Consider the following 16,103-nt stretch of genomic DNA (forward strand, 5'->3'; position numbering starts at 1 on the left):
CGCTTGGAAAAAGCTTAGCAATCACAGTGTTTTAGAACCGTTCTAACGAGAACGTGATGGCATGGGAAAAGGCAATCCATCCGTTGTTTCGAGCAGTCTTTGTCTTCGTTTGATAACCCTCCCGACATTCATGATGGTCGACGCTCCATAAAACCCAGCGCGGCCGCTCGACGGGCCGACCCGCACGCGCAATCCCTTTCTTCGGTCGCCAGCATCTGGATCGTCCGTGGATCGGAGACGGTTCGTCAAGCCGACCGGGCTTTCGCCGGCCGCAGCGCTCGGCCATCTTCCGGGCGAACCGGGCCAGCTCCGAGCCCTTCACCGATATCGAAGAGGATACCATCATGAAAATCGCCCTGATCGGCGCGTCCGGAAATGCGGGCTCGCGCATCGCAGCCGAACTGTCTTCGCGTGGGCACAAGGTCACCGCGATCGCGCGCGATGCGTCCCGCATCACCGCGCTGCCGGGGGTGACGCCGCTGGCCCTCGACATCGCCGATACAGCCGCCTTGGCCGATGCGCTGAAGGGTCACGACGCGGTGGTGAGTTCCGTCCACTTCCTGGCTTCCGATGCGGAGCAGCTGATCGGCGCGGTCAAGGCGTCCGGTGTCCGGCGCTATCTCGTGGTCGGTGGTGCGGGAAGCCTTGAGGTGGCGCCGGGGGTCAAACTGTTCGACACCCCGCAATTTCCGCCGGAGTACAAGGCCGAGGCGACCAAGGGCGGCGCCTTCCTCGACAGGCTGAAGACGGAAAGCGATCTGGACTGGACGTTCCTGTCGCCCTCGGCCGTTTTCGTGCCGGGAACGCGCACGGGCACGTTCCGCCTCGGCGAGGACCAGCTGCTGCAGAACGAGAACGGAAGCAGCATCTCGTTCGAGGATTATGCGATCGCGCTCGTCGACGAGATCGAGACGCCGCGCCATTCGCGACGGCGCTTCACCGTCGGTTACTGAGCGGCTGAACGGCGCGTCCTAGCGCGGAAGGTGGATCGCGGCTTCCAGACCGGGAGCCCGATCCCGCAGAAGCACATCGCCCCCGTGCTGGCGCGCGATCGCGCGCGAAATCGAGAGACCGAGGCCGACGCCCCCGGTCTCGGCGTTGCGGGAGGTTTCGAGGCGCAAGAACGGGGCGAACACGTCCTCCTTTCGATCGGCGGGAATGCCGGGGCCCTCGTCCCGCACCAGGATCTCGATGCCGTCCGGTACGTTCGCCAGCGAGACGCGCGCGCAGCGCCCATATCGAACGGCGTTCTCGATCAGGTTGCGCACCGCGCGCCGAAGGCTGTCCGGTCGGCACCGCAGCGTGACGCGCCCGCTTTCCTCGAACCGGACGTCGTTGCCGACCTCGGCCAAATCCTCGCACAGGCTTTCCACGAGGGTTTCCAGATCCACCGTTCGCGTCGTTTCGATCTCGCTTTCCTGGCGTGCCAGAGCGAGGATCGCCTCCGTCATCGACCGCATCTCGTCGATCGTGGCGAACATGCGCGCCTGGAGTTCTTCGTCTTCCACGAATTCGGCGCGAAGGCGCATGGTGGTGAGCGGCGTGCGCAGGTCATGGCCGATCGCACCCAGCATCCGCGTGCGGTCCTGTACGAAGCGGTGAAGGCGCTCCTGCATCCGGTTGAAGGCGGCCGCGGTGTGTCGGATGTCGTCGGGGCCGGTTTCCACCAGCGGAGAAACAGGCTCGCCGCGTCCCAACGCTTCGGCCGCCTCGGCCAGTCCGGCGAGAGGCTTGGCGATGCGCCGGATCGCCACCAGAGCAACTAATGCCACGAGCGCGGCCGTCATGGCGAAGGTCACCGGGATCGGGGTGGCCAGGATCGTGCCGGAGAAGTGGTTGCGATAGGCCGCATTGAAGGTCGTGCCGTCGTTCAGCGGGATCGTGAAACCAGCGCCGAGGTCTCCCGCCAGATCGATGGCCTGCGCGCGCGCATCGAGATCGTCGGGCCAGACAGCGGGTGGCGACTGCTGGCTGGCGATCCGAGCCTCGGCCATGGCGCGGGCGGTCTCGCCGGGCGAACCGGCGCCTTGCCGGGTGGCGTCCTCGCCCGCTTCGAGCAGGCGCGTCAGCGGCGTTTCGAACTCGGCCCGCATTCGCCCGAGCCATGCGTCCGGCCCCGCTTGCGATCCGGGCGCGATCCAGAACCTCGTGTATTCGGTAGCGCTGGCACGCGCCACGCCGTCGCGCACGGCGGGGCTGAGCGAGGCGACGAGCCGGGCGAGCGACTGGGTGCGGTTGACGAACTCGGTGCGCTCGCTCGCCTCCAGCACCTGCTTGCGCTCCTGCCAGACGAAGAGGAACGAGATCGCTTGCGAAAGGAAAAGAGCGCCGAGAAGCGCTGCCACCAGTTGGCCCGACAGGCTCTTGCGCCACCACCGCATCATGCCGGCGCCACTTCGGCGGCCAGCCGGTAGCCGCCGCCCCAATGGGTCTGGATCAAGGACGGGTTCTTGGGATCCTTCTCCACCTTTTTGCGAAGGCGGCTGATCTGGTTGTCGATCGAGCGGTCGAACACGTCGCCTTCCCGGCCAGTCGTCAGGTCGAGGAGCTGGTCGCGCGTCAGCACCAGCCCGGGATGTTCCACCAACACCTTCAGGAGGCGGAACTCGGCGGTGGACAAGGAAACGCTGACCCCGTCCTCCCCCAGCAGCTCGCGCCGCCCGAGGTCGAACAGCCAGCCCGCGAAGCGCACGCGCTGGTTCGGGGGAAATTCGCGGTTCGGCGGGACCGCATGGAACCGACGGAGCACCGCCTTGATGCGCGCCAGAAGCTCGCGCGCGGAGAAGGGTTTGGTCAGATAGTCGTCGGCCCCCATTTCCAGCCCGATAATGCGGTCGGTCTCGTCGGCGACGGCGGTCAGGAAGATGATGGGAACGTTGGACTTCGCGCGCAGCTCACGGCAGATGCCGAGCCCGTCCTCGCCCGGCATCATGATATCGAGCACCACGAGATCGGGACGCTCGAACTGGAGAAGGCGGCGCAGCGCCCGCCCGCCGTCCGCCACGCTGACGCGGTAGCCCTGCTGGACGAGATACTTGCACACGAGGTCCCGGATTTCGCGATGGTCGTCGACCACCACGATATGGGGAGCGGCGGACATGAAACGGTCCTCGGATAGGTTCGAGCGGTGACGCCCTTCCGCTTTACATCGTCGCAGGCCGGCGAAGGGCGAAAACTTTGTAACCGAATGTGCCGCATCGGCGTTCAGGTGAGTTGCTGATACAATTTGCGACAAAGCACTGGGTTGGTGACACACCTTGTGCTGGCGCGCCGCGTTATGACCCATGCCCAAGATGGCGAGGCTTTGCCCTCGCGACCCGGAAAAGGTCCTCATGCCCATGCACTCCTCTTCGCTGCTTCGGCGCGCCGCAGGGCTTCTGATCTCGGCCGCGGCGATCATGTCGCTGGCGGCCTGCACCGAGCCGGAGGCCGCCTCCTCGCGCGACAACGCTCCCCCGGCGCCGACGCAGGTCGGCTTCGTAACGCTCCATCCCCAACCGGTGACGCTGCACAGCGACATGGCGGGACGCGTCGTTGCGTTCCGCACGGCCGAGATCCGGCCGCAGGTTTCGGGCATCGTCGTGGAGCGGGTGTTCGAGCCGGGAAGCCGGGTGGAGGCAGGCGACGTCCTGTTCCGCCTCGACCCCAAGCCCTATCAGGCGCAGCTGGCCTCCGCGCAGGCGACGCTCGCCAAGACGCAGGCCGCGCTGCCGAGCGTGCAGGCCAAGGCCGAGCGCTACGCCAACCTGTCGGCCAACTCGGTCGTCACCCAGCAGGACCGCGAGGACGCCCAGTCCCTGTTCCTGCAGACCAAGGCCGACATCGCGGTGGCCGAGGCGGCCGTCGAAACCGCCCGCATCGACCTGGAGCGCTCCGAGATCCACGCCCCGATCTCCGGCACCATCGGCACCACCAACGTCGATGTCGGCACGCTCCTGACCTCGGGGCAGGCGGATGCGATCGCCACCATCCGGCAGCTCGACCCGATCTATGTCGACCTCACCGAATCCTCGGGCAACCTGATCCGGCACCGGCAGGCACTCCAGACCGGCGCCTTCCGCTCCTCCTTCGGCGATGCCGCCTCGCCGCCCGAAATCCGTTTGAGCATGCCGGACGGCACGCCCTATCCCGAGACCGGCGCCATCGAGGCGCGCGACCGCTTCGTGTCGGAAACCACCAGCAGCTTCACCGTGCGAGCGCGCTTTCCGAACCCTGAGGCGGTTCTCCTGCCTGGGCTCTACGTGCGCGCATCGCTCGATGTCGGCATCGACGAGAAGGGCTTCCTCGTCCCCCAGCGCGCCGTGACGCGCAACAACAAGGGCGAGGCCACCGCCAGCTTCCTGACCGCCGAGAACACGGTGGAAACGCGCACGATTGAAGTCTCCACCGATGTCGGCGGCTCCTGGGTGGTGACCGCCGGCGTCAAGGATGGGGACCGGGTCGTGGTGGACGGGTTCCAGAAGATGCAGCCCGGCAAGCCGGTCTCCCCGATCGAGGTGCAGCTCGACGAGAACGGCGTGGTGAAGCCGGGATCCGAGCCGGCCGCCGCACCGCAGGCGCCTGCCGAGCCGGAAGGGCCGAAGGTCGCCGCGCGCGGCGAGGCCGCGGCTGCCGAAGCGAAGGAGTGACCCCGTGGCCCGCTTCTTCATCCGCCGTCCCGTCTTCGCCTGGGTGATCGCGATCGCGATCATGCTGGGCGGCATTCTCGGCCTGTCGCAGCTGTCGATCTCGCGCTATCCCGACATCGCCCCGCCCAACGTGCGCATCTCGGCGACCTATCCCGGCGCCAGCGCGGAAACGCTGGAAAACTCGGTGACCAAGATCATCGAGCAGAACATGACCGGGCTCGACGGCCTTCTCTACATGGCGTCGAACTCGACCTCGGCCGGCACGGCGCAGATCACCCTGACCTTCCAGAATGGCACCGACCCCGACATCGCGCAGGTGCAGACCCAGAACAAGCTCGCCCAGGTCACCTCGCAGCTGCCCGAAGCCGTCCAGCGCCAGGGCCTGACGGTGTCGAAGTCGTCGTCCGGCATCCTGATGGTGGCCGCGCTCACCTCGGAGAACCCGAACTACTCCTCGATCGATCTCGCCGATCTCGTATCCACCAACCTCGAGGACGCGATCCGCCGGGTGCCGGGCGTCGGCGATCTCAACATCTTCGGGTCGGGATACGCGATGCGCATCTGGCTCGACCCGGCCAAGCTCGCCCAGTTCCAGCTGACGCCGGGCGACGTGACGAGCGCGATCACCGCTCAGAACAGCCAGGTTTCCGTCGGCCAGCTCGGCGCCACGCCCGCCGCGCCGGGCGCCCAGATGAATTTCACGATCAACTCGCAGAACCAGCTGCAGACGCCCGACCAGTTCCGCGCGATCATCCTGAAGACGGCAACCGACGGCTCGCTGGTGACGATCGGCGATGTCGCGCGCGTCGAGATCGGGGCGGAAAGCTACAACACGAGCGGGCGCTACAATGGACACCCCGCCGCCGGCTTCGGCGTCAACCTTGCGGCCGGTGCCAACGCGATCGACACGGCCGAGGGCGTCGAAGCGGCGATGGAGCGGCTGAAAGGCTCGCTCCCTTCCGACGTCGAGATCGTCTATCCCAACGACACGACGCCCTTCGTGAAGCTGTCGATCGAGAAGGTCGTCCACACGCTGATCGAGGCGGTGATCCTCGTCTTCGTCGTCATGCTCCTGTTCCTGCAGAACTGGCGCGCCACCCTGATCCCGACGATCGCCGTGCCCGTGGTGCTCCTGGGAACGTTCGGCGTCCTGGCGGTCGCCGGCTATTCCATCAACACGCTGACCATGTTCGCCATGGTGCTCGCGATCGGGCTTCTCGTCGACGACGCGATCGTGGTGGTGGAAAACGTCGAGCGCGTGATGGAGGAAGAAGGGCTGGAGCCCCGCGAGGCGACCGAGAAGTCGATGAGCGAGATCACCGGCGCGCTCGTCGGCATCGCCCTCGTCCTGTCGGCCGTGTTCCTGCCGATGGCCTTCTTCGGCGGTTCGGTCGGCATCATCTACCAGCAGTTCTCCATCACCATCGTCACCGCCATGCTGCTTTCGGTGCTGGTCGCCGTGGTGCTGACGCCCGCGCTCTGCGCCACCATGCTGAAGCCCACTCACGGCAAGCCGAAGAACTGGTTCTTCCGCGGCTTCAATCGCGGCTTCGGGGCGCTGACCAACGGTTACGAGCGCACGACGGGCGGCCTCGTCGCCCGGCCGCTTCGCTTCCTTCTGGCGTTTCTCCTGATCTGCGGCGGCACGGCGTTCCTGTTCACGCGCCTCCCGTCCTCGTTCCTGCCCCCGGAGGACCAGGGCGTCCTGATGACGCAGATCGAGCTGCCGGTCGGCGCCACGCGGGCGCGCACGGTCGACGTGCTCGAACAGGTGGAGCGCTACTACCTCGAAGAGGAGAAGGCCAATGTCGATGGCGTCTTCGCCACGCAGGGCTTCTCCTTCGGCGGCCAGGGCCAGAACCTTGCCATGGCGTTCGTGCGGCTGAAGCCGTTCGACGAGCGTAGGGAAGACGGGCAGGACGCCGCCTCCATCGCGTCCCGTGCCATGAAAGCCTTCGGCAAGATCCGCGACGCGCGCGTCGTCGCCCTGTCGCCGCCTGCCATACCCGGCATGGGGCAATCGGGCGGGTTCGAGATGTACATCCAGGATTCGGGCAATCAGGGCACGGAAGCGCTGGCCGACGCGGGGCAGCGCCTGCTGCAGGCGGCGCAGGCCGACTCGGGGCTGACGGGCGTGCGCCGCAACGGAACGCCGACCCAGCCGCAGCTCGACGTCAAGATCGACCACCAGATGGCCGGGGCGCTCGGCATCGACGTGTCGGCAGTCAATGACGTCCTGTCCAAGGCCTGGGCCGGCTCCTACGTCAACGACTTCGACAACGACGGGCGCATCAAGCCGGTCTATGTCCAGGCCGACGCGCCCTTCCGCATGAACCCGAGCGATCTCGACCGCTGGTATGCACGCAACGACAAGGGCGAGATGGTGCCCTTCTCGGCCTTCACGCAGGTCGGATGGGACCAGGGGCCGGCGCGCCTCGAGCGCTTCAACGGCCTGTCGGCGATCAACATCCAGGGCACGGCGGCGAGCGGCACCTCGTCCGGCGAGGCGATGTCTCGCATAGAACAGATGGTGGCGGACCTCGGGCCCGGCTGGACGGCGGACTGGAGTGGGCTTTCCTATCAGGAACGCCTGTCCGGCTCCCAGGCGCCGCTTCTCTACGCCCTGTCGGTGCTCGTGGTGTTCCTATGCCTCGCCGCGCTCTACGAAAGCTGGACCGTGCCGTTCTCGGTGATCCTCGCGGTGCCGATCGGCGTCTTCGGGGCGCTGGTGGCGGCGACTGGCGCCGGCTTGTCGAACGACATCTACTTCAAGGTCGGTCTGCTGACGACGATCGGCTTGGCGGCCAAGAACGCGATCCTGATCGTGGAGTTCGCGCGCGATCTCCATGCCGCCGGCAAGCCGTTGCGCGAGGCGACGCTCGAAGCCGCCCGCCTTCGCCTTCGCCCGATCCTGATGACGTCGTTCGCCTTCATCCTCGGCGTCCTGCCGCTCGCGATATCGACGGGCGCGGGCGCGGGCGCGCAGCGCGCGATCGGCATCGGCGTGATGGGCGGCATGATCGCGGCCACCGCGCTCGGCATCTTCTTCGTGCCCTTGTTCTTCTCGGTGGTGATGCGCCTCAGCGCCAAGCTGACGAGACGCGGCAATGCGACATCCGCTCCGCCGGCCATCGCCGAACCGGCCGAATGATCGGCTAGGGGACGTCGGCGGGCGCGCAGTCGATAACGAACACTGTCCGGAAGCCATGTGCCTTCGGACAGTGTCCAACGGTTCCTCATTCGAAGACGGCGCGCAGTTCGGCGCCCGAATCCGCCTCCTTGATGGCCAATAGCCGTGCATGGACTACGGGCGGTAATGCGCAGAAGACCGGAAACAGCGCGATCTGGATCAGGACCGGCAAGCTGAGCAAGAGATCGGAAACGAGGCTACCGTCCTCGGGAACCTGCTCGATGAAGAAGGCCGATCCGAAGAAGAGGGCAAGACCGCCGAGATAAAGAAGGACGATCAGCCCCATGATCGGAAGGCGGTAGTCCCGCGTCAGACGCTGCGAGCGGCCCAAGGCGCCCCAGTTCCTGCCCTCCCAAACCAGCGCGGGCATGAAGGCGCTGAAGCAGGCCGCCACCCAGAGGCCGAGAATGCCGATCACGACCGAGCCAAGGGCGACGAGAAACGACGCCACGAGCCCCAGCAGGAAGACGATGTGAAGTCGCCGGGCCGAATGGCGCAGGGCGGCACCCAAGCTGCGTCGCTCGCCCGCCAACTCGTCGCAACCCACCACGGTCAGGACGCTCGTGCCGAGGAGCCAGGACGCGAGCGAAACGAAGACGGCGAGCGCGATCGTCGCCGCCTCGATACCGGTATCGGTCAGGGTGCCTTCGGGATCGACGACGCTCATCAAGGCGCCCAGGCCCGATACGACGCCGACCGGGATGACGATGAAGAGGAGAAGGCCGAGCCCGAGAAAGACGCCGGGCCTGCGCCGAAAGGTCAGCGAGAGCAATTCACCCAGCCGGGCGAAGACGCCGAACCGCGGTCGCTTGCCCGCCGTGACTGTGTCGGAGATCGTCATGACATCCTCCGCCGCACCGTTGCGGGGCTCATTCGAAGACCGTGCGCAGAGCTTCGCTGCCGTCGCCGTCCTTGATCGCGACGAGCCGGTGGTAAGCGACCGCGCAGACCGCGACGAAGAGGGCGGTGGTGACGGCGCTGACAGGCGCATCGAGCAACAGATAACGCAGAAGGACCGTCGTCGTGTTCGAGAAATCCGCGGGAACGAGGACCGCGAACAACCCCACGATCATACTGATCGCGATGAGCACGAGATAAAGCAACGCGAACAATCCGACGAGCGGCCAGCGGTAATCCTTGGACAGACGGCGGGTACGACCGAGAACGCCGCGAGCCCGGTCGTCGCCGATCATCACGACGGGTGCCAGGCCGTATACGCCCGCAAGCCAGACTCCCGGAACGACCAGTGCGACCAGACCGGCGGCGATGAGGAGCGAAACCAGAATGAAGCAGAGAAACATCGGCAGCATGAAGCGGAAACCGACACCGATCGCCTTCCCCGCACTGGTGCGCTCACCCGCATCGCGTTTCAGGGCGACATGGAAGATCGCGCCGGAAAAGGCTGAGAACACGATGGTAAGCACGAGCCCCAGAAGCACGAAGAGGACGATCTGGATGGCGCTGAACCCCGTCTCGGCCGCTTGCTCCACCGTTCCAAGCTGAATTCCGCGATTGGCCAACCATAACCCGATCCCAAACCCGCCGATCTGGATCGCAAGGGAATAAAGGAAGCACACACCGACCAACGGCAGGAATGCGCCGCGTATCAGACCGAACGAGCGGCCGAGAATGGCGAACACGCCGAGCGGGGGGCGCGGGCGGGTATCGAGGGACGAACTGCTTTCGACGACCGTCATGTCAGGCGTTTCCCTTGCTGGTTCGGAACGGGACTTGAATGCGCGCGTCGTCGATCACGGCGTTTCCTTGCCGCTTGTCGCCTCGCGATGGAACTTGTCGCCCCGCGCATCGCCGAAGAGCTTCTTCTGCTCCAGAAAGGCGCGCTGGGCCCGGTAGAAGGCGAGAAGGAAACCCGCGACCTCAATTGGGGGCACTTCCTCGCGGTAGTCGATCTTGCGCCGAATGCTGGCGGCCACCTCGACGAGCGCTTCCGACGGAAGCTCTCCGGGCGTGGTTGTCTTGGTGCGGAGAAGCCTTTCCAGGACCTGCAGTTCGTAGGCCCCGTAGAGATCGAGCTGGGCGGTATCGAACACGAAGCGCTCAGGAGCCGGGTCGCCGCCGCCCTTGCCTTCGGGCACGACGGCGAGATCGGGCAGGAGTTCCTGCCTCGGCTGCTCGACCACGACCGTATCGGCCGCGAAGTCGCCGATCCGCTGATGGGCACGGCTGCGCCAAACGACGCCCAGCACGACGGCGGACCAGCCGAGCGCCACGAAGCCGACCGGCGAGCCGGTGAAGAGCGACGGCAACATCTGGATGGGAAGCAGCACTTCCACTTCCTTCAGGAGGTTGCGCATCACGACCTGATGGGTCGACAGCCCGTTGCCGTCGAGCGACACGACGCGGATGCCCAGAAGGCGCTTGCCGGGCGTGCGCCCGTTCATCAGAAGTTCGAACAGGATGTAGAGCGGCGTTCCCGCCAGAAGCAGCACCAGCGAAACCAGCACCATCACGGCATCGCGCGGAATGGCGTCGGCGACGACCAGCGCGTAGACGAGAACACCCGCAGCGAGCGAGGTGAGAAGGAAGTCCACGATCTGAGCGCCGAGGCGCGCGCCGAGCGTCGGGATCGTCAGGTGCAGAGGCACGCCTTCCGGCGGCATGAGAACGAACGAGCGGCTCGTGGACGCCGCGCGGCGCCTGACGGCCGCAGAGACGCTGGGCGACACGGCGCTCACGCCCCCTCCTCCGGCCCGGGAGCGTTATCCTTCGACCCGCCGCGCCCCGCCAGCCCGAACCAGCCGAGCCAAAGGAGGCCCATGCCCCATCCGACCCCGATCCGGGTGTACGGATCGGTCACGAGCTGTCGCCCGAAGCCTTCCAGGAGGCCCGCCGCGATCAGCATGATGGAGGCGACGACGGCGAGCTTGGCCGCATCGCGCGCGGCGTGCCGCAGCGCGTTTCCCCGCGTTTCGAGGCCCGGAAACAGGACGGCGTAGCCCAGCCGCAGCCCGCCTGCCATGGCGATGGCGACGGCCGACAGTTCGGTGACGCCATGGATCGACAGCCAGGCGAAGAGATCGAAGGCGAGGCCCTTCTGCGCGTGGATGGCGAAGAAGGCGCCCATGATCGCCCCGTTGTAGAGCGCCAGCAGCATGGTCGGCACGCAGACCACGACGCCGAGCGCGAAGGAAAAGAGCGCGACCTGCGTGTTGTGCGAAAAAAGGTAGGTGGCAAAGGCCCCGAGCGACCCAAGGGACCCGGGATCCTGGTCGTAGAGCCCGGCCCGCAAAGCCTCGGCGCTGGCTTCCGGTCCGCGCCCACCCGACAGGCCGGAGGGCACCAGCGAGTGATACCAGCTGGGATCAGCCCGAACCGCGGCGAAGGCGAGGAGCGCGCCGAACAGGAGCCCCGCGAAACTGGCCGCGATCGCGAGGGCCGACCGGCGCATCGCCTGCGGCGCGCCCTGCGCGAGGAAGCGGGAAACGACGCCGCGCAAGCTGACGCGCGGCGCGTAGACTACGAGATAGGCGCGGGCGCACAGGCTCTCGAGATAGGCGATGGGCGCCGAATCGAGCGAAATCTCCCGTGCCACCGACAGGGCGGCGACGGCTTGGCGATACAGCGCCACGAGTTCCTGGACCTCGCGGAAGCCGAGCGCGCGCACGCCGCGCTTTTCGGCCGCGACGACGAGCGCTTCCAGTCGACGCCAGTCCGCTTCTCGCTCGGCCCGAAAGCGGCTGGACCGCAGGAGGTTCGGCACCGCGTTCATATGAGGCCGCGTCCCTTGACGGAAAGGTAGGTGTCGAGGAGCGGGGCGACGAGCTGACCGGGGGCTGCCTCCACCACGAGAACGCCGAGGCGGCGCAGCGCCTCCAGAGTGCGGCGCCGCTCGGCCTGAAGATCGGCCGCGACCACGGTCTCGGCGGCCTCGCCAAGGCTCTGGGACGGCCGCAGGAGATAGAACCGAACGAGCGGATCGCCGATGGTCACGAAGATCACGACATGACGCCGGCGCATCACCGCGACGTTTTCCAGAAGAAGCTCGGCGCTGGTCGTATCGACGAAGTCGGAAAACAGGACCACGAGGCTGCGACGGTGCAACTGCCCCTGCAGCTGCGACAGGGCGAGCGTCGGATTGGACTCCGTCGATCGATATTCGAGCTCGGCGGTGCGCGAGCGAAGCGCGGCGAAGGTTCGCCGGCCCCGATCGGGCGGCACGAACAGGCGCGGGCGCGCGTCGAAGGCGTAGAGGCCGACGAGATCGCCCGCGCCGAGCGCCGCCCAGCCGAGCGCGAGGGCGGCCGTCAGCATATGGTCGATCTTGGGGAGCCCTTCGATCTCCTCACGCATGAGGTGACCGTTGTCGAGCGCGAGGATGACGCTGTGGTTCTGCTCGGCGCGCATCTCGCGCACCAGAAGCGAGCCGTGCCGCGCCGAGCGTTTGTAGTCGATGGCGCGCGAATCCATTCCCGAAACAAAGTCGCGCAGCTGGTGGAATTCGGCCCCTTCGCCCCGGGTCGCGGCCGTCCTTGCCCCGAAGGTCACGCTGGCGACGTGCAGATCGACCTCGCCCGAGGTGACGGCCCGCATGTTGGGCACGACGCGCAACGCCCCTTCCAGCGGATGACGCGACAGAAGATCGAGAAGACCGAGCCGGCTGGCGCGTAAGAGAACGACCTCGCCCAGCGGATAGACGCCGCGCCGCACGGCGCGAACGCGAATGTCGGCCCTCGCGGCTCCGCCGCCTCCGTCCCGGCGTAAGTCGAAGGCGTCCGGTGCCTCGATCCCCGCACCCCACGCGATGCGCGCCTCAGCCGGCCCGGCGGGCATCCCGTCCGCGCGAGACAGCGAGAAGGCAAGGTTCGCGCCTTCGCCCGCGAAGATTTCGCGCATGCCGGGGCCCGCCAACACGAAGTGCCGGCGACGGGGCGAGATGACGACGTCGAGGAGAACCAGAAGGACGATGAGCCCCCAGAGTATCGGGACCGTTCGCGGCGGCAGGAACGGCAATGCCACCACGGCGAGCGAGGCCGCGGTGACGAGAACCGCCAGAAGAAGCAGCCGCCGCGAAGGTCGCACCATCAGCGCGGCGCCTCGATCGTTGCCAGAAGCGCGTTCAGCACCGAGACCGGATCGCGCCCTTCGATCTCGGCCGAGGGGCTGAGCACGATGCGGTGCCGGAAGGTCGGCACCACCAGCCGCTTGACGTCGTCGGGAATGGCATAGTCGCGCCCCGACAGGGCGGCGAGCGCGCGAACCGCGCCGCACAAGGCGTCCGCCGCGCGCGTGGACACTCCGAAGGCGATGTCGACATGGGCGCGCGTGGCGCGCGCGATGTCGAGCACGTATCGCAGGATGCTGTCGTCGAGGCGGATCCCGTCCACGAGGCTTTGGCCGGCGCGCAGCTCGGGCAGGCCGGCTACGGGCCGGATCGCGGCCTTGCGGGCGTCGTGGTCCAGCGGCTGGCCGGCATGGCGCTGGAGAATGGCGAACTCGGCCTCCGCATCGGGAAAGTCCACGGCGAGCTTGAACAGGAAGCGGTCGAGCTGGGCCTCGGGCAAGGGGTAGGTTCCCTGCTGCTCGATCGGGTTCTGCGTCGCCACCACGAAGAACACGTCGCCGACGGGATGGTCGGTCCCGTCGATCGTGACGCGATGCTCGTTCATCACCTGGAGGAGCGCGGCCTGCGTCTTGGGTGGGGCACGGTTGATCTCGTCCGCCAGGAGCACGTCGCAGAAGATCGGCCCCTTCACGAGCTCGAAGGCGTGCGTCTGGAAGTTGAAGATGTTGGAGCCGATCACGTCGCCCGGCATCAGGTCGGGCGTGAACTGGATTCGGTTGAATTGGAGCGGCAGCGTCGCCGAAAGGCTCTGCGCCAGAAGCGTCTTGGCCGTGCCCGGCGGCCCTTCGATCAGACAATGGCCACGGGCGAAGAGCGACACGAGGAGAAGCTCCACGATCTCGTCCTGCCCCTGGACGGCCTTCTCGATCTCAAGCGCGATCGCGTCGTGAAGGGCGCGAAGCTCTTCCAAATTCATCCAAGATCTCCTGAAACACCAATTCGAAGGGCCCGAGCGCGGCGGACGACGCACGCTCGCCCGGCGCTCGCGACACGACATTGCGATAAGCCTCCTCCATCCGCGCGCCGAGTTCGGGCGAGCGGTGTCGGAGGAAGCGGATCACGGCGCCGTCCGCCCCGCCCTCGGAGGCCCTTCGCGCGGCCTTGCCGAGAAGCAGGTCCGACAGCGCTTCCATGCGCGCACGAGCATAGGCCGCAACGAGCTCCTCCCCGTCCCCCGCCAGCCGCATCAGGCGTCCCGAGGCGCGGATCGTATCGCGCTTCGACTGGAACCCTTGGGACGCTCGGCCTGCGGGCGGAAATCCGAAGCGCACGTTGCCGCGCCAAAGGCTGAGAAGAAGGATCGCGGCCACGCCGAGCCAGACCAGCACGAACGGGTAGCGGAAGAAGCGCGAGGGGTCGGCAAAGCTTTCGGTCTCGACGGTGGACCTCGGTGCGTTCTCGCCGCCCGGATCGAGGTAGACAGAGCCGCCGGGCGCCAGAAGCCGCATCATCGACACCGCCACAGCGGCGTTGTCGCCGAGCGACAGCCCATGATTGTCGAGAATATCGGGATCGGACAGGACGTAGAAACTCGATCCATCCTCCGAGAAGCCGTCGCAGAAGGCCAGAAGCGTTCCCACATCGGCGACCTCCCAGATCGGCTCGCAAGCGTCGTCGAAGGTCCCCCCCAGCACCTGCGGGGCATAAAGGGTGACGGTGCCCGGCGTATCGCCGCCGGCGCTCTGCACATCCCATCGTCGGAACGGCTCGCCGCCGGGCCGGCGAACGACCTCTTCGCCCTCGCGGAGGAAGCCGATCCGGTCGCTCGGGATCAGGAGAGCGGGATGGGCTCGCCCCCGCCCGACGATACCCTCGCGCCATTTGGGAAGGACGACGAGGGTTTCGGGCGACAGGAGGATCCGCTCCTCGAAGGCGGTTCTCGTCATGTCGCGCGGCGAAAGCGCGCCGAGGCGTTGGGCCTCCTCCGTGCTTTCCCCATCGGGGATCGTGTCACCGATGTCGTTGTCGTAGATCGGAAGGATCCGAAGCGTGTCCCACCCGTCCGGGTCGTCATCCGAGGGCGCCGGACGCCGCACCGGAATGCCCTCGCGCGCCAACCAGATGCCGAGCCCGTCGAAGCCGATGGCGCTGCGCTCCAGCGGATAGGGGCGCGTCAGGAGAAACAGAAGTCCGAGCGCGAGGGCGATCGCCGCCGCGAGCCCGAGCATCGGACCGGCTCCGTTGCCGGGCGCGGCGCCCTTCACGCGCCCTTCACCCGGAACAAAAGCGGCGCCGCCAGATCGAGGCATTCCTGATAGGACTTCGGGCTCATCTCACGCCCGCCGAAGACGGTGAGCTCCACCCGGCCCGCCAGTTGTTCCAGGTCGGCGCGATGGCGCCAGCTGCCGGGAAGCGAGCGCATGAGTTCGCGCGTCGTCAGGCTGCGTCGAAGGACGATCTCGTTTTCCTCGGCAGCCAGCGCCAGGAAACGCTTGAGAAGGAGACGCAGCCCGACGCGCGGATCGCTCTCAGCTCTGAGCCGCGCCAGGAGATCCCCATCGATCCCCCGCGCCTGCATGCCGGGCTCCGGTCCGGCCGGCTGAGGGCCGAAGGCGCGGTCGCCTCCGGCGAAGAGTTCGGCCAGGAATCGCCGATATCGAACGGCCAGAAAGGCCATCCCGATGCCGAAGGCCCCCAGAAACGCCCATGCCGTCGCGTTCATGGCGAAGGAGCTCCCCCCTCCGGCATCCCATGGCTCTTCGGTCCGTTCCGGCGCGACATCGACATCCAGCGCGGCGTCCGGGGGGAGATAGAGAATGTCCCGTTGCAGGGCATCGCCGGCCACGGCGCGATCGTAGGCCTGCGCCGAGGTTCCCCGCGGCGGCACGAGCGGTTCGACGCGGCCAGGCTCGCCTATGCGAGCGAGCGCGGTTCCACCGAACGCGCCGGCCAGGAGGCAGAAACTGGAAATCAGAACCAGGGCCAATCTCATACGTCGATCGTGCGGCAAGCGTGGATGCGATGGGAGGACCTTCACGCTTCATGATAAAGCGCAGCACAACCAGAAGTGAATTCCCGTGAACGGATTAAATCCCTCTGGCGCTTTTCTGCTGACACAGGATCAAGGGTCGGAGTCCCTAGGTCGCCCCGCGCGAGCGGCCCCATCGGACGTCACGACGAGGGCTCTGCCTCTCCGCCATCGGTCATGACCGGTGCGCGCGAGGGTTGGAGCGACCCACCCATGGGGCCGCTGGAGGGGACT

Annotated in this window: 13 protein-coding genes; 3 read left to right on the forward strand and 10 right to left on the reverse strand. The window is 67.1% G+C overall.

Annotated features, from left to right (window positions below; translation table 11 throughout):
- The first annotated feature begins 341 nt into the window (after positions 1 to 341).
- Complete coding sequence (locus tag H7A85_RS10700) at positions 342 to 953, forward strand: NAD(P)-dependent oxidoreductase (protein WP_182086108.1); 612 nt, start codon at positions 342 to 344, stop codon at positions 951 to 953.
- 18 nt (positions 954 to 971) lie between these two features.
- Here the strand turns inward: H7A85_RS10700 and H7A85_RS10705 are convergent, their stop codons facing one another.
- Positions 972 to 2,384 (reverse strand): HAMP domain-containing sensor histidine kinase, encoded by a 1,413-nt coding sequence (locus H7A85_RS10705; RefSeq protein ID WP_182085928.1) that lies wholly within the window; start codon positions 2,382 to 2,384, stop codon positions 972 to 974.
- Positions 2,381 to 3,100 (reverse strand): response regulator, encoded by a 720-nt coding sequence (locus tag H7A85_RS10710; protein WP_182085929.1) that lies wholly within the window; start codon positions 3,098 to 3,100, stop codon positions 2,381 to 2,383. Before H7A85_RS10710 ends, H7A85_RS10705 begins: the two co-directional genes overlap by 4 nt.
- Before the next feature lie 232 nt (positions 3,101 to 3,332).
- On the opposite strand from H7A85_RS10710, the gene H7A85_RS10715 reads away from it, so the two are divergent.
- Together H7A85_RS10715 and H7A85_RS10720 are read left to right on the forward strand one after the other, a co-directional pair.
- The gene (locus H7A85_RS10715; protein WP_182085930.1) at positions 3,333 to 4,628 is read left to right on the forward strand and encodes an efflux RND transporter periplasmic adaptor subunit; all 1,296 of its coding nucleotides are present in this window, start codon (positions 3,333 to 3,335) and stop codon (positions 4,626 to 4,628) included.
- A gap of 4 nt (positions 4,629 to 4,632) precedes the next feature.
- Positions 4,633 to 7,779 carry an efflux RND transporter permease subunit gene (locus H7A85_RS10720; protein WP_182085931.1) on the forward strand — a complete coding sequence of 1,049 codons (3,147 nt, stop codon included), beginning with the start codon at positions 4,633 to 4,635 and terminating at the stop codon, positions 7,777 to 7,779.
- Between the two features lie 85 nt (positions 7,780 to 7,864).
- On the opposite strand, the gene H7A85_RS10725 is transcribed toward H7A85_RS10720, so the two are convergent.
- From H7A85_RS10725 to H7A85_RS10760, 8 genes are read right to left on the reverse strand one after another with little or no spacing between them, the layout of a single operon-like run.
- Positions 7,865 to 8,659, reverse strand: coding sequence for a hypothetical protein (locus H7A85_RS10725; protein WP_182085932.1), 795 nt, complete (start codon positions 8,657 to 8,659; stop codon positions 7,865 to 7,867).
- Between the two features lie 28 nt (positions 8,660 to 8,687).
- The gene (locus H7A85_RS10730) at positions 8,688 to 9,515 is read right to left on the reverse strand and encodes a hypothetical protein (protein WP_182085933.1); all 828 of its coding nucleotides are present in this window, start codon (positions 9,513 to 9,515) and stop codon (positions 8,688 to 8,690) included.
- A 54-nt stretch (positions 9,516 to 9,569) separates the two neighbouring features.
- Complete coding sequence (locus H7A85_RS10735) at positions 9,570 to 10,514, reverse strand: RDD family protein (protein WP_182085934.1); 945 nt, start codon at positions 10,512 to 10,514, stop codon at positions 9,570 to 9,572.
- Positions 10,511 to 11,548, reverse strand: coding sequence for a stage II sporulation protein M (locus H7A85_RS10740; RefSeq protein WP_182085935.1), 1,038 nt, complete (start codon positions 11,546 to 11,548; stop codon positions 10,511 to 10,513). The genes H7A85_RS10735 and H7A85_RS10740 overlap by 4 nt, the downstream gene beginning before the upstream one ends.
- Entirely contained in the window at positions 11,545 to 12,861 is a 1,317-nt protein-coding gene (locus tag H7A85_RS10745) for a DUF58 domain-containing protein (protein ID WP_182085936.1), read from the reverse strand. Before H7A85_RS10745 ends, H7A85_RS10740 begins: the two co-directional genes overlap by 4 nt.
- Entirely contained in the window at positions 12,861 to 13,817 is a 957-nt protein-coding gene (locus tag H7A85_RS10750; RefSeq protein ID WP_182085937.1) for a MoxR family ATPase, read from the reverse strand. The genes H7A85_RS10745 and H7A85_RS10750 overlap by 1 nt, the downstream gene beginning before the upstream one ends.
- On the reverse strand, positions 13,771 to 15,105 hold the full coding sequence (locus H7A85_RS10755) for a hypothetical protein (RefSeq protein ID WP_182085938.1): 1,335 nt from the start codon (positions 15,103 to 15,105) through the stop codon (positions 13,771 to 13,773). Before H7A85_RS10755 ends, H7A85_RS10750 begins: the two co-directional genes overlap by 47 nt.
- Positions 15,102 to 15,833, reverse strand: a complete 732-nt coding sequence (locus H7A85_RS10760) for a DUF4129 domain-containing protein (RefSeq protein ID WP_182085939.1) — start codon at positions 15,831 to 15,833, stop codon at positions 15,102 to 15,104. The genes H7A85_RS10755 and H7A85_RS10760 overlap by 4 nt, the downstream gene beginning before the upstream one ends.
- Positions 15,834 to 16,103 lie beyond the last annotated feature (270 nt).

The sequence above is a fragment of the Aureimonas sp. ME7 genome (assembly GCF_903970965.1).
Classification (GTDB): Bacteria; Pseudomonadota; Alphaproteobacteria; order Rhizobiales; family Rhizobiaceae; genus Aureimonas.

What these genes read in the sequence shown, in the direction of transcription:
- H7A85_RS10705 (WP_182085928.1), bottom strand. Translation starts at nt 2,384, where the DNA reads ATGATGCGGTGGTGGCGCAAGAGCCTGTCGGGCCAACTGGTGGCAGCG.
- H7A85_RS10710 (WP_182085929.1), bottom strand. Translation starts at nt 3,100, where the DNA reads ATGTCCGCCGCTCCCCATATCGTGGTGGTCGACGACCATCGCGAAATC.
- H7A85_RS10715 (WP_182085930.1), top strand. Translation starts at nt 3,333, where the DNA reads ATGCCCATGCACTCCTCTTCGCTGCTTCGGCGCGCCGCAGGGCTTCTG.
- H7A85_RS10725 (WP_182085932.1), bottom strand. Translation starts at nt 8,659, where the DNA reads ATGACGATCTCCGACACAGTCACGGCGGGCAAGCGACCGCGGTTCGGC.
- H7A85_RS10730 (WP_182085933.1), bottom strand. Translation starts at nt 9,515, where the DNA reads ATGACGGTCGTCGAAAGCAGTTCGTCCCTCGATACCCGCCCGCGCCCC.
- H7A85_RS10740 (WP_182085935.1), bottom strand. Translation starts at nt 11,548, where the DNA reads ATGAACGCGGTGCCGAACCTCCTGCGGTCCAGCCGCTTTCGGGCCGAG.
- H7A85_RS10745 (WP_182085936.1), bottom strand. Translation starts at nt 12,861, where the DNA reads ATGGTGCGACCTTCGCGGCGGCTGCTTCTTCTGGCGGTTCTCGTCACC.
- H7A85_RS10750 (WP_182085937.1), bottom strand. Translation starts at nt 13,817, where the DNA reads ATGAATTTGGAAGAGCTTCGCGCCCTTCACGACGCGATCGCGCTTGAG.
- H7A85_RS10760 (WP_182085939.1), bottom strand. Translation starts at nt 15,833, where the DNA reads ATGAGATTGGCCCTGGTTCTGATTTCCAGTTTCTGCCTCCTGGCCGGC.